The sequence below is a fragment of the Salipiger mangrovisoli genome (assembly GCF_015223355.1).
Lineage (GTDB): Bacteria > Pseudomonadota > Alphaproteobacteria > Rhodobacterales > Rhodobacteraceae > Salipiger > Salipiger mangrovisoli.
Window position 1 is genome coordinate 25425 of sequence record NZ_JADFFK010000021.1, and the last position, 13450, is coordinate 38874.

The 13450-nt window shown below is 68.6% G+C and carries 10 protein-coding genes and 1 tRNA gene; 7 read left to right on the plus strand and 4 right to left on the minus strand.

All coding sequences use genetic code 11. The features are described from left to right. Window positions 1–100 precede the first annotated feature (100 nt). A tRNA-Ser gene (locus IQ782_RS22710) sits at window positions 101–190 on the minus strand. A 347-nt stretch (window positions 191–537) separates the two neighbouring features. On the opposite strand from IQ782_RS22710, the gene IQ782_RS22715 reads away from it, so the two are divergent. Genes IQ782_RS22715 through IQ782_RS22730 form a run of 4 tightly spaced genes read left to right on the plus strand, consistent with a single transcriptional unit; the run spans window position 538 to window position 4434 of the window. After that, window positions 538–1446, plus strand: a complete 909-nt coding sequence (locus tag IQ782_RS22715) for an SPOR domain-containing protein (RefSeq protein WP_194136962.1) — start codon at window positions 538–540, stop codon at window positions 1444–1446. 26 nt (window positions 1447–1472) lie between these two features. Then, on the plus strand, window positions 1473–2672 hold the full coding sequence (locus IQ782_RS22720) for a D-alanyl-D-alanine carboxypeptidase family protein (RefSeq protein WP_194136963.1): 1200 nt from the start codon (window positions 1473–1475) through the stop codon (window positions 2670–2672). Beyond that, window positions 2669–3319, plus strand: a complete 651-nt coding sequence (tmk, locus tag IQ782_RS22725; protein ID WP_194136964.1) for a dTMP kinase — start codon at window positions 2669–2671, stop codon at window positions 3317–3319. Before IQ782_RS22720 ends, tmk begins: the two co-directional genes overlap by 4 nt. Further along, the gene (locus IQ782_RS22730; RefSeq protein WP_194136965.1) at window positions 3316–4434 is read left to right on the plus strand and encodes a DNA polymerase III subunit delta'; all 1119 of its coding nucleotides are present in this window, start codon (window positions 3316–3318) and stop codon (window positions 4432–4434) included. The genes tmk and IQ782_RS22730 overlap by 4 nt, the downstream gene beginning before the upstream one ends. A gap of 183 nt (window positions 4435–4617) precedes the next feature. On the opposite strand, the gene IQ782_RS22735 is transcribed toward IQ782_RS22730, so the two are convergent. Then, entirely contained in the window at window positions 4618–5682 is a 1065-nt protein-coding gene (locus tag IQ782_RS22735; protein WP_194136966.1) for an Mrp/NBP35 family ATP-binding protein, read from the minus strand. A 247-nt stretch (window positions 5683–5929) separates the two neighbouring features. Here IQ782_RS22735 and IQ782_RS22740 point away from each other — a divergent pair, with 247 nt between their 5' ends. The 3 genes from IQ782_RS22740 to IQ782_RS22750 all read left to right on the plus strand — a co-directional run bounded on the left by IQ782_RS22740 (window position 5930) and on the right by IQ782_RS22750 (window position 10614). Further along, window positions 5930–6133, plus strand: coding sequence for a DUF1127 domain-containing protein (locus IQ782_RS22740; protein ID WP_194136967.1), 204 nt, complete (start codon window positions 5930–5932; stop codon window positions 6131–6133). Window positions 6134–6670: 537 nt separating this feature from the next. Continuing rightward, window positions 6671–7405: a sulfotransferase family protein gene (locus tag IQ782_RS22745; protein WP_194136968.1), complete on the plus strand. Its 735-nt coding sequence runs from the start codon at window positions 6671–6673 to the stop codon at window positions 7403–7405. Window positions 7406–7533: 128 nt separating this feature from the next. Next, the gene (locus tag IQ782_RS22750) at window positions 7534–10614 is read left to right on the plus strand and encodes a valine--tRNA ligase (RefSeq protein ID WP_194136969.1); all 3081 of its coding nucleotides are present in this window, start codon (window positions 7534–7536) and stop codon (window positions 10612–10614) included. 227 nt (window positions 10615–10841) lie between these two features. Here the strand turns inward: IQ782_RS22750 and recN are convergent, their stop codons facing one another. Together recN and IQ782_RS22760 are read right to left on the minus strand one after the other, a co-directional pair. Then, window positions 10842–12494 (minus strand): DNA repair protein RecN, encoded by a 1653-nt coding sequence (gene recN / locus IQ782_RS22755; protein ID WP_194136970.1) that lies wholly within the window; start codon window positions 12492–12494, stop codon window positions 10842–10844. Window positions 12495–12521: 27 nt separating this feature from the next. Continuing rightward, window positions 12522–13376 (minus strand): outer membrane protein assembly factor BamD, encoded by an 855-nt coding sequence (locus IQ782_RS22760; protein ID WP_194136971.1) that lies wholly within the window; start codon window positions 13374–13376, stop codon window positions 12522–12524. Between the last annotated feature and the right edge of the window lie 74 nt (window positions 13377–13450).

Genomic DNA, 13450 nt, shown 5'->3' on the forward strand with positions numbered 1-13450 from the left:
CAGGCGAGGTTTCGCGGTTTCGCCGTGTCGGGCCGAGTGTGCGGCCGGCCGCCAGCAGCGGCGAAAAACTGGCCATCTATCAATAAACTGAAATAATAAATGGCGGAGGCTGTGGGATTCGAACCCACGGGACCCGCAAAGGCCCAACGGTTTTCAAGACCGCCGCATTCGACCACTCTGCCAAACCTCCGGTGCGCCCGACCTAGCCTGCTTCCCGCGATTCTAGAACAGGCTTTCCGGGAAAATCCGCCGATCACGGCTTTGATGGCTTTTCTTGGTCTGCGCCACCCGTTAGGATCCCGCGAAAACCGGGACGTTCCGGTCCGCGTCCAAAGCGACGGCAGCGCAGTCGTCCGATCCGCTCGACCCTCCTTAGCGAAGTCGAGGCCGGCGCATCGGGGAAGACCCTCCTGCCCTCGCCACGGCACTGGACACGGCGCGTCCGACAGCAGCAGGCCGGACCTCGACACTCCGGCAGAAGGGACATCCGGCAAGGCGCGACAGACGCCACCGGCAGGCGGGACTACAGGGGGCACTATGACCAAATCGACAGGAAAGCGGCCCGTGTTCGCAAACGGGGCGGCAGGGGGCGCAGTGGTGGCGATCCTTGCGACGCTCGCGCTTGGCGCATGCAGCGAGGCACAGATGCCCGGCTTCATGAAGGGCAAAGGGACGTCCGGCTCGGGCGGGGCCGCAACCTCGCGCGGGGCCGCGACGGCGGAGCGCGACATCGAGGCGCCCGAGGTCTTCCAGACCACCGAGGCCGGCCTCTGGGACGGTCGCCCGTCACTGGGCGGGGTCTGGGTCGCACATCCCGACGTCTCGGAGCCCGAACGCGTGATCATCCGCAACGAGAAGACCGGCCAGTTCGTCATCGGCGCGCTGTTCCGCCGCGAACGCATGAGCCCCGGCCCGCGCCTGCAGGTCTCGTCGGATGCCGCCGCAGCCATCGGCATGCTGGCCGGCGAGCCGGTGAATCTCAACGTGGTCGCCCTGCGCCGCGAGGAAGGCCCCGCCGAACCCGAGGAGGGCACCGGCCCCGCGGGCGTCGAGGCGGCAACGCTTTCCGCAGCGCCCGGCGTCGAGGAAAGCACGCTCGAGCCGGTGACCGCATCTGCCGCCGCGGCGATCGAGGCCACCCCGGCCAACCCGGCCCCGGCTGCCGCTCCCGCGGCCAAGCCCGCGGCGCCCGCACCGACACAGGCCTCTTCGCTGGCGCGGCCCTACGTTCAGATCGGCATCTTCAGCGTCGAGCAGAACGCCGAGAACACCGCCACCGCGATGCGCCAGACCGGAATGGTGCCGACCGTCAAGAAACAAAGCAGCTCGGGCAAGACCTTCTGGCGCGTGCTCGTCGGCCCCGCCGCCGACAAGGCCGAGCTCGATGCGCTGCTGACCAAGATCAAGGGCGCCGGATTCTCGGACGCCTACGCCGTGAAGAACTGACCCCGAGCCCTAGAGAGGAGCCGCCCATGCGCCGCCCGAAAAGCCCCCTTTCGAGCCTGTCCCTGCGCCGCCTGCTGGCTGGCGCGGCCGCCGCGGCGTTGCTCGCCACCGGCGCGCAGGCGTTCGACACCAGCGCCCGCGCGGCCTTTGTGCTGGATTACACCACCGGCACCGTGCTGCTCGCCAAGGACGCCGACAAGGCTGTGCCTCCTGCCTCCATGTCCAAGCTGATGACGCTGTACATGGCCTTCGAGGCGATCCGCGACGGCCGCCTCAAGCTTGAAGAGGAACTGCCGGTGTCCGAGCACGCCATGTCCTACGGCGGCTCGACCATGTTCCTCGACACCACCGACCGGGTGAAGGTCGAGGACCTGCTGCGCGGCATCATCGTGCTGTCGGGCAATGACGCCTGCGCGGTGATCGCCGAGGCGCTTTCGCCGAATGGCACCGAGGCAGGCTTTGCCGACCTGATGACGCGCCGCGCGCAGCAGCTCGGAATGACCAATTCGAGCTTCGCCAACGCCTCGGGCTGGCCGGCACAGGGGCATGTCATGTCGATGCGCGACCTGACGCTTCTCGCACGCCACATCATCGAGGACTTTCCCGAGTTCTACCCGATCTTCTCGGAGCGCCGCTTCGAGTTCGACGGCCGCGCGCCGCAGAACGTCAGCAACCGCAACCCGCTGCTGCGCCTCGACATCGGCGCCGACGGGCTGAAGACCGGCCATACCGCCGAAGCCGGCTACGGGCTGGTCGGCTCGGCCAAGCAGGGCGACCGCCGGGTCATCTTCGCCATCTCCGGCCTCGACAGCGAGCGCGCCCGCGCCGAGGAAAGCGAATCCATCGTCAACTGGGCCTTCCGCCAGTTCGCCGAGCGCAAGCTGGTCGAAAAGGGCAAGGAAGTCGCGCGTGCAAAGGTCTTCCTGGGCAACCAGGAAAGCGTCGGCCTGGTGGCGCGGGATGATATCGAGATGCTGATCCCGGTGACGCCGGGCACCGAGCTCGGCGCCGAGGTGGTCTACACCGGACCGCTGCAGGCACCGATCACCGCCGGGCAGCAGCTTGCCGAGTTGATCATCACCCCCGAGGGCCTGCCCGAGCACCGCGTGCCGCTCTTTGCCGCCGAAGACGTGCCCTCGGGCGGCTTCGTCAAGCGCATGATGGTGGTCAGCACCAACCTGATCAGCCGCCTCCAGACCCCAGCCGCGTCCTCGGAGGCCATGTGACCAAGGCAGCCGGCCAGGCGGGGGCGAAGGGCCTCTTCGTCAGCTTCGAAGGCATCGACGGTTCGGGCAAGTCCACCCAGGCGCGGCGTCTGTACGCCGAACTGACCGCCGAGGGACGCCCCGCCGTGCTCACCCGCGAGCCCGGCGGCTCGCCGGGCGCCGAGGAGATCCGCGCGCTGGTGCTGCAGGGGGATCCCGACCGCTGGTCCGCCGAGACCGAGCTGCTGCTCTTCACCGCGGCCCGTCGCGACCACCTCGAGCGGCTGATCCGCCCTGCCCTCGCCGAGGGAAAGATGGTGATCTGCGACCGCTTCGCCGACAGCAGCCGGATGTACCAGGGCCTGTCGCGCGGCGACCTGCGGGACAAGGTGGATGCGCTGCACGCGCTGATGATCGGCACAGAGCCTGACCTGACCTTCCTCATCGACATGGACCCGGCGGCAGGACTTGCCCGCGCCAAGGCCCGCGCCACCGACGAAGAGCGCTTCGAAGACTTCGGCGTGGCGCTGCAGGAGCGCATGCGCGCGGGATACCTCGCGCTGGCCGAGGAGTTTCCCGAGCGCTTCATCGTGATCGATGGCAACCGGCCGCAGGACGATGTGGCCGCCGACATCCGCGCCCGGCTCGCGGAGCGCTGCCCGGCATGAGCGTCGAGGAGGAGATCCCCGAGGCCGACCGGATCGAGGGCGCGCCGCACCCGCGAGAGACCTTCTCGATCTACGGCCAGGACCGGGCGCAGGAGGATTTCCTCGCGGCCTTCAATTCCGGTCGGCTGCACCATGGATGGCTGATCACCGGGCCGCGCGGGCTTGGCAAGGCAACGCTGGCCTGGACGATCGCGCGCTTCCTGCTCGCCACCCCCGCGGAGGACGGAGGCCTGTTCGGCGCGCCGCCGCCGCCGACCGACCTGCGCATCGACCCCGAGCACCCGGTGGCGCACCGCGTGCACGCGCTCTCGGAACCGCGGCTGCACCTGCTGCGCCGTGGTTGGGATGCGAAGACCAAGAAGCTGCGTTCCGTGATCACCGTTGAGGAGGTCCGCGCGCTGAAACGCTTCTTCTCGCTCTCCTCCGCCGACGGCGGGCGGCGCGTGGTGATCATCGACAGCGCCGACGAGATGAACCCCAACGCCGCCAACGCCATCCTCAAGCTGCTGGAAGAGCCGCCCGCCAATACCGTGCTGCTGATGGTCAGCCACCAGCCCTCGCGCCTCTTGCCGACGATCCGCTCGCGCTGCCGCGAGCTGCGGCTCTCGCCGCTGGGACCCGAGGACATGGCGCGCGCGCTCGATCAGGCCGGGGCGCAGGTGGCCCCGCAGGAAGCCGCGGCGCTGGCCGAGCTTTCCGCCGGATCGGTAGGCGAGGCGCTGCGGCTGCTGACGCTGGACGGGCTGAAGCTCTATGCCGATCTGGTCTCGCTTGCAGGCACGCTGCCCCGGCTCGACCGGCCGCGCGCCATCGCGCTTGGCGAAAGCGCCGCCGGGCGCGGCCAGGAGGCGCGGCTCGACTTGGTGCTGACGCTCACCGACCGGCTCATGGCGCGGCTTGCCCGCGCCGGGGTCAGCGGCGCTCCGCCGCGCATCGAGGCCGCCCCGCAAGAGGCCGAAACGCTGATGCGCCTCGCCCCCGGCCCCGCCGCCGGACGGGCCTGGGCGCAGCTCGCGCAGGAGGCCGGCGAGCGCGCCCGCCACGCGCGGGCGGTGAACGTCGATCCGGCCGCGCTGGTGCTCGATTTGCTCCTGCAGATGCGCAAGGCGGGCTGACGCCCGCGGAGCGATGCGGGCTCTGCTCCAGCGTGCCTGCGGCACGCAGTCTGCCCCGGCGTGCCGCAAACGCGCAGTCTGCAAGAGGGGGCTCCGCCCCCGTCCGCTGAGGCGGACTCCCCCGGCGTATTTGGAAAGAGAAGAAGGGAGGGGCTTGCCCTCCCCTGCGGTCCGCCGGCGCGGTCAGACGGCGCCGCTTTCGATCAACTCCCGCGCAAGCTTTGCATAGGCCTGCGCCATGGGCCCCTCTCCCAGCGCGACCGGCGCGCCGCCGTCGCCGGCAAGGCGGGTGTCGAGATCGATCGGCAGCTGCGCCAGCACGGGCAGGTTCAGCCGTTCGGCCTCGGTCGCGACGCCGCCATGGCCGAAGATGTGGCTTTCGAGACCGCAGCCGGGGCAGACGAAGACCGACATGTTCTCGATCATCCCCAGCACCGGCACCTTCAGCGTGGCGAAGGCGTCGAGTGCCTTCTTGGCATCGATCAGCGCGACGTCCTGCGGGGTGGAGACCACGATGGCGCCGTCGACCTCGGATTTCTGGCCAAGCGAGAGCTGCACGTCGCCGGTGCCCGGCGGCAGGTCGATGAGCAGAACGTCGAGCTCGCCCCATTCGACCTGCATCAGCATCTGCTGCAAGGCCCCCATCAGCATCGGGCCGCGCCAGACCACCGCCTTGTCCTCGGGCAGCATGAAGCCGATCGACATCAGGGTGACCCCATGCGCCGAAAGCGGGATGATGCTTTTGCCGTCGGGCGACGCCGGGCGCTTTGAGACGCCGAACATGCGCGGCTGCGAGGGGCCGTGGATGTCGGCGTCGAGCAGCCCCACCTTTCTGCCGGCGCGCGCCAGCGCAACCGCGAGGTTCGACGAGACCGTCGACTTTCCAACCCCGCCCTTGCCGGAGCCGATGGCAATCAGCTTCTTCACCCCCGGCGGGATCATCCGCCCCTGCTGCGGTTGCGCGTGTCCGCCGATCTTCAGCGAGGGGGCCTTCGGCGTCTGGGTCGGGGCCGAGAGCACCACCGAGGCCGAGCTCACCCCCGGCAATTCGGCGATGCGCGCCTCGACCACGGCGCGGAAACCCTCCATCTGGCGGGCGATCTCGGGGCTCGGCGCCTCGATCACGAAGCTTACCCTGCCGCCCTCGACGCGCATCGCGCGAATCATATCGCGAGACAGAAGGGTGCCCCCGCCCGGCAGGTCGAAGCTTTCAAGCAGCCCGGTGATAGCGTCGGACAATTGGGTCATGGTCACTTCCTTTCCCTGGGCGCATATTGCCCTTTCGTCATCTTGCGCCACGCGCAAACCGCGTCCTCATCGCGCCCAAATCTTGGGCGCGGCCCCGCAGAATTGCGCAATCCAAAGCGCTTTGTCCCATGCGTTTCGCGCATAGCGGCATTGAACCGAGCCGGGATTGTGCAGCCGCAGCAACTGGCCCATCTATGGTGCAACGAAAGACAGACGCAACCATCCAGCCACACGGGCACAGACGCACATGGCATACGCAACCGACACCACCCGCATCGCAGGCCGCTCCGAAGGACTCGTCGAGCGCCTCCGCACTGCTCTGGCTCGCCGCCGGCTCTACAAGCAGACCTTCAGCGAGCTGGCCGCGTTGAGCAACCGCGAACTGAGCGACCTCGGGCTGCACCGCTCGATGATCCGCCGGATCGCCTATCAGGCCGCCTACGAGGCGTAAGATTTCGAACACGTCCCGGCTCTCTCCTCCTCCCTGAGCCGGTTCGTTTGGGCGGTGACCTCTCTCCTCCTCCCTGAGGTCACCGCCGCAAAGACACCGGGCCGCAAGGTCCAGACATCGACAGCCCCTCTCCTCCTCCCTGGGGCCTCGATACAGCGGCGATCTCTCTCCTCCTCCCTGAGATCGCCGCACCAGATACCGGGGCTGGCCAAGATGGTGCGCCCCAGCGTTTCGGAGCCCCTCTCCTCCTCCCTGGGGCAACGATGCAGCGGCGGTCTCTCTCCTCCTCCCTGAGACCGCCGCACCCTACATAGGACCCGCGCGGGTCCGACCGGATCGGAAGCCCCTCTTCTCCTCCTCCTCGGGCTTTCGTGACACGGAACGGCGGTGCCTCTCCTCCTCCCTGGCACCGCCGTTTTTTTTCTTTTCAGCGTCGAGACCTCCGCTGAAGTCCCCCCGAGCCGACCGCGTTAAACCTGCTGAAACGCGCCCCCGCAATATGAAGGGGGAGCGCTGTCAGGCCACGGGAAACAGGACATGGAAAGACATCTGATCGTCACCGGCTATCCCCGCTCGGGAAGCACGATGTTCTACAACATGCTGCGCCATACGCTGCAGGACTTCGCGCTCTACGAGCAGGAGCTCCCCGCCGCGCGCCTCCTCGAACAGCCCGGCAACCAGTGCACCAAGCGGCCCAAGGATGTCTTTGACGTGCCGCGGCTGATGCAGCTCAACCGTGGGCGCAAGCGCATCGATCTGGTGATCACCCTGCGCGATCCCCGCGACACGCTGATCAGCCGTCACGTGGCGGTGCCCGACGACTATTTCATCGGTGCCGACCATTGCTACTTCGTGCCCGGCAACCGACCACCGCAGTTCACCGATCCGGGGCTGCTGGCGAACCACAAGATGATCCTGCAGATCAGCGCCTCCGGCCTGTTCCCGCAGGGCGTGTTCTTCCTGAAATACGAAGACCTCGTCTCCGATCCCGAGGCGGTTCAGCAGATGCTTGGCGAGGGGCTAGATCTGCGCTTCGACGGCAAGTTCAGCGATTTCCACACCGCCAGCATCCCCGGAACCCTCGCGTGGTCACTCAACGGCGTGCGCCCGGTCGAGCAGCGGCGCGAGCGCAAATGGGCGCGCCCCGAACATCGGGCGCGCATCATCGACCAGTTCACCCGCTTCCCGGTGCTGCACGACATCCTGTTCCAGCTCGGTTACGAGGATGACCGCGGCTGGTTCGAGGAGCTCTGCGCACAGGCGGCCGCCTGACCGGCCGCGCCCCGCCACCCTGCCCGGGATCCGAAGACAAGTCCCCCGCGCACGGGGCGCTTTCCCTTTGCCGAGGCTTTCGATAGGAGGGTCCGGACAACAGCACAAGCAGGCATGGGAACGCAGCCATGGCGATGGAAAAGACCTTCAACGCGGCCGAGGCCGAGGCACGCATCTACAAGGCGTGGGAAGACAGCGGAGCCTTCAAGGCCGGGGCCAACGCCTCGCGCGATGAAAGCTTCTGCATCATGATCCCGCCGCCGAACGTGACCGGCTCGCTGCACATGGGCCACGCGTTCAACAACACCCTTCAGGACATCCTCGTGCGCTGGCACCGGATGCGCGGCTTCGACACGCTCTGGCAGCCGGGACAGGACCACGCGGGCATCGCCACGCAGATGGTCGTCGAGCGCGAGCTGGCCAAGGACAAGAACAACGCCACCCGCCGCGAGATGGGCCGCGAGGCCTTCCTCGAGAAGGTCTGGGAGTGGAAGCAGCAGTCCGGCGGCACGATCATCAACCAGTTGAAGCGCCTCGGCGCCTCCTGCGACTGGTCGCGCAACGCCTTCACCATGTCCGGCGCCGAAGGCGCCCCGGCCGGCGAGGAAGGCAACTTCCACGACGCGGTGATCAAGGTCTTCGTCGACATGTACGAGAAGGGCCTGATCTACCGCGGCAAGCGGCTGGTGAACTGGGACCCGCATTTCGAGACCGCGATCTCCGACCTCGAGGTCGAGAACATCGAGGTGCCGGGCCACATGTGGCACTTCAAGTACCCGCTCGCGGGCGGCGAGACCTATACCTACGTCGAGAAGGACGCGGACGGCACCGTGCTCTTCACCGAAGAGCGCGACTATATCTCCATCGCCACCACCCGCCCCGAGACCATGCTCGGTGACGGCGCGGTCGCGGTGCACCCGTCCGATGAACGCTACGCCCCGATCGTCGGCAAGCTCTGCGAGATCCCCGTGGGCCCCAAGGAGCACCGCCGCCTGATCCCGATCATCGTGGACGAATACCCCGATCCGACCTTCGGCTCGGGCGCGGTGAAGATCACCGGCGCGCATGACTTCAACGACTACGGCGTCGCCAAGCGCGGCGGCATCCCCTGCTACCGGCTGATGGACACCCGCGCGCGCATGCGCGACGACGGCCTGCCCCATGCCGAGGCCGCGGCGCTTGCGCAGAAGGTGGCGCGCGGCGAGCTGTCGCTGGACGAGCACGAGGCCGACAAGCTGAACCTCGTCCCCGACCACCTGCGCGGGCTGGACCGTTTCGAGGCGCGTGAAGCCGTGATCGCCGAGATCACCGCCGAGGGTCTCGCGGTGATGACCGAACCCACCGACCCGCGCCTCGGCGCGGCGGCGGCAAAGGCACCGCCCGCCCCCGAGGAAGGCGGCGAGGCGCTGGACGAGCCGGCACAATGGGTGCCGCTGGTCGAGGCCAAGCCGATCATGCAGCCCTTCGGCGACCGCTCGAAGGTGGTGATCGAGCCGATGCTCAACGACCAGTGGTTCGTCGACACCGCGCAGATCGTCGGCCCGGCGCTCGACGCCGTGCGCGAGGGCCGCGTGCGGATCATGCCCGAGAGCGGCGAGAAGACCTATTACCACTGGCTCGAGAACATCGAGCCCTGGTGCATCTCGCGCCAGCTCTGGTGGGGCCACCAGATCCCGGTCTGGCACACGCCGGGCATGGGCGATGAATGGCGCTCGTTCTGCGCCGCCTCGGAAGATGAGGCGATCGCGCAGATGAAGGCGGTCTTCGGCGAGGATGCCGAGTTCCTGATCGTCGAGGATGCCGCCGCCGCCGAGGATCACCTCGCCGACCTGCTGTCGCAGGGCACGGATTTTTCCGGCGTCGACCAGCGCCACCGCGCGCAGGCGATTCCGGTGTTCCGCGATCCCGACGTGCTCGACACGTGGTTCTCCTCGGGTCTCTGGCCGATCGGCACGCTTGGTTGGCCCGAACAGACCCCGGAGCTCGGCAAGTACTTCCCGACCTCGGTGCTGGTCACCGGGCAGGACATCCTGTTCTTCTGGGTCGCCCGGATGATGATGATGCAGCTCGCGGTCGTGGACGAGATCCCCTTCAAGTACGTCTACCTCCACGGGCTCGTGCGCGACGCCAAGGGCAAGAAGATGTCGAAGTCGCTCGGCAACGTCGTCGACCCGCTCGAGATCATCGACGAGTACGGCGCCGACGCGCTGCGCTTCACCAATGCCGCCATGGCCTCGCTCGGCGGCGTGCTGAAGCTCGACATGCAGCGCATCGCCGGCTACCGCAACTTCGGCACCAAGCTGTGGAACGCCGCCTCCTACGCGCAGATGAACGGCGTGTTCGAGCTGGCCCATAGCGATGCCGTGCCCGAGGCCACCCTGCCGCTCAACCGCTGGATCAAGGGCGAGGTCGCCAAGACCCGCGAGGCGGTGGACGCGGCGCTGGCCGACTACCGCTTCAACGACGCGGCGCAGGCGCTCTACGGCTTCGTCTGGGGCACCTTCTGCGACTGGTACCTCGAGTTCACCAAGCCGGTGTTCCACGGCGAGGACGAGGCCGCCAAGGCCGAGACCCGCGCCACCTACGCCTGGGCCTTCGACCAGTGCCTGATCCTGCTGCACCCGATCATGCCCTTCGTCACCGAGGAACTCTGGGCGCAGCGCGCACGGCCGAAGATGCTGATCCACGCCAACTGGCCGACCTACGCCGCAGCCGAGATGGTCGACGCGCAGGCCGACGCCGAGCTGAACTGGGTGATCCGGATGATCGAGGCGATCCGCTCGGCCCGTGCGCAGATGCACGTGCCCGCCGGCGCCTACGTGCCCTGCGTGGTCAAGGGCCTCAGCCCCGAGGCGCGCGCCGCCTATGCCACCAACGAGGCCTTCGTGAAGCGCTACGCGCGGATCGAGGATCTGACCGAGGTCGAGGAAATGCCCAAGGGCACCGCGGCGCTGGCGCTGAGCGGCGGCACCTTTGGCCTGCCGCTGGCGGGGATCATCGACGTCGAGGAAGAAAAAGCCCGCCTCGAGAAGGCGCTGCAGAAGCTTGGCAAGGAACTCGGCGGTCTGCGCGGTCGCCTGAAGAACCCCAAGTTCGCCGAGAGCGCACCGGAAGAGGTCGTCCAGGAAACCCGCGACAACCTCGCCGCCCGCGAGGAAGAGGAATCCAAGCTTAAGGAGGCGCTGGCGCGCCTCGCCGAGCTGGGCTGACCGCCCGGGTGAAGAGACAGCAAGGCCCGCCCGGAGCGATCCGGGCGGGCCTTTTTCATGTCCGCGCCCTGCCCCGGCACCGCGCGCGTGGCGGGCGCACGGCCGTGCGTATTTGAAAAGAGAAGATGCCGGAGGCATCCAGACGCGGGGAGGCCGGGGACCGCGCGCCGCGCCGTCCCCTTCTTCTCTTTCAAAATACGCAAAATCCCGGCGTCGCCGCCCGCACGTCAGCCGATCAGCAGCGCCCGCGCCGCCGCCCGCGCCTCGGGGGTGACGGTGTCGCCCGCAAGCATCCGGGCGATCTCGTCCTCGCGCTCGCCCTCGCCGAGCGGGGTGACCGAGGACAGGGTGATGTCATTCTCCACCCGCTTGGCCACGCGCCAGTGGTGCGCGCCGAGCGCGGCGACCTGCGGCGAGTGGGTGACGACCAGCACCTGCCCGCCCTCGGCCAGCGCCGCGAGTCGGCGACCCACGGCGGCGGCGGTCGCGCCGCCGACGCCCCGGTCGATCTCGTCGAAGATCATCGTGACCTCGCCGCCCTGCTCTTCCGACAGGCACACCTTGAGCGCCAGCAGGAAGCGCGAGAGCTCGCCGCCCGAGGCGATCTTGTTCAACGGTCCAGAGGGTGCACCGGGGTTGGTGGCAACGGTGAAGGCCACCGCGTCACGTCCCTCGGGGCCCTCGGGCGCCTCGGTGACCTCGGTGCGGAAGACCGCGCGCTCCATCTTCAACGGTGCCAGCTCACCCGCCACGGCGGCATCGAGCCGCGCGGCGGAGGCGCGGCGGGCCTCGGTGAGCGCGGCGGCGGCGGCGTCATAGGCCCGTTCGGTGCGGCGCACCTCGGCGTTCAGCGCGTCCAGTTCCTCGGCCGAATGGTCCAGTGCCGAGAGCCGCGCCGAAAGCGTCTCGCGGAGCTCGGCCAGTTCATCCGGCAGGACATTGTGCTTGCGCGCGAGGCCGCGGATGGCAAAGAGCCGCTCCTCGGTGTCCTCCAGCGCGCGGGGGTCGAAATCAAGCAGGTCCAGCGTGTCCTCGACCTCGCGCGCGGCCTCGTCGAGCTCGGCCATGGCGCGGGTGAGCGCGGCGATCGCCGCGTCGAGCCGGCCCTCGGCGCCCTCTGCAGCGCCCTCGAGCCAGCGCAGCGCATCGGCCATGGCGCCCTCGGCGCCGTCGTTGCCGAGCGAATGCCCGGCGCGCGCGATGTCGGCGCGGATGCGCTCCGCGGCCTGCATCATGCGACGCTTCTGGTCGAGCTCGGTTTCCTCGCCCGGCTCCGGCGCGAGCCTGTCGAGCTCGGCCACGGCGTGGCGCAGGAAGTCCTCCTCGGCGCGGACCTCCTCGAGCGCGGCCTCGGCTTCGGCCAGGCGCTTGCGCGCGCCGCGCTGCTCGGTCCAGGCGCCGCGCGTCGCCGCAAGATCGGCGGCAAGCGCGGCATAGGCGTCGAGGATGTCGCGATGGCCAGACGGGTTCAGAAGCCCGCGGTCGTCGTGCTGGCCGTGCAGTTCCACCAGCGTCTCCGACAGGCGCCGCAGCACCTCGCCGCTGGCGCGGCGGTCATTGATCCAGGCGGTCTTGCGCCCGTCGGCGCTGTTCACCCGGCGCAGGATCAGCTCGTCCGAGACCGGCAGCCCGGCCTCGTCCAGCACGGCGCGGGCGGCATGACCCGCAGAGAGTTCGAAAACGGCGGTGACCTCGCCCTGCGCTGCCCCGGCCCGCACCAGCTCGGCACGGCCGCGCCAGCCGAGCACGAAGCCGAGGCTGTCGAGCAGGATGGACTTGCCCGCCCCGGTCTCGCCGGTGAGCACGTTGAGGCCCGGCTGGAAGTTCAGGTCCAGCCGGTCGATGATGAGAAGATCGCGGATTTCAAGCGCTCGGAGCATCCATTCAGGCGGGCGAGCCGCTCTCCCTCAGATCCACTGGCCCTTGATCATCTGGCGGTACACCTGCGCCAGCCAGCTGTCGCCGGCGGCCTCCAGTTCCAGGCCGCGGCCGGTGAGCAGCTTGTAGCTGTCCTCGTACCATTGCGTGCCGCGGTAGTTGTACCCGAGGATCGCCCCGGCGCTCTGCGCCTCCTGCACAAGCCCCAGCGAGAGATAGGCCTCGACCAGGCGGTGCAGCGCTTCGGCGGTGTGGGTGGTGGTCTGGAAGTCCTCGACCACGACGCGGAATCGGCTGATCGCCGCGCCGTAATTCTCGCGCTTGAGATAGTACCGGCCGATTTCCATTTCCTTCGCCGCGAGGTGGTCGAAGGCGAGGTCGAACTTCAGGATCGAGCTGCGCGCGTATTCGCTGTCGGGATAGCGTTCGATCACCGTGCGCAGCGCCTGCAGCGCCTGGAAGGTCAGCCCCTGGTCGCGGCCGACTTCCTCGATCTGGTCATAATACGACAGCGCCAGAAGATACTGCGCGTAGGCGGCATCCTCGTCGCTGGGGTAGAAGTCGATGTAGCGCTGCGCCGCCGAGCGGGAATTCTCGTAGTCCTTCGCCCGGTGATAGCTGTAGGCCTGCATGATCAGCGCCCGCTTCGCCCAGTCCGAATAGGGGTAGAGACGCTCGACCTCGCCGAAGTAGAAGGCCGCGCGCTCCGCGTCGCTGCGCTCCATCTCGAATTCGCCGCGCTCGTAGATCTGCTCCGCGGTGAAGTTCTCGATCGGAACCCCACCGGGCCCTGTTCCGGGCTGTTCCTGTGCCGAACAGCCGGCCAGGAGAATCGCGGAGAAAGCCGCCCCGATCACTGCATTACGCGATCTGCCGCCTGCCATGCCCGACTTACCTCACATTCCTTGCCAAGCCCCCTACGGGGCCTTGGCTCGGTCCTAGCACAGAAATTTCCGGG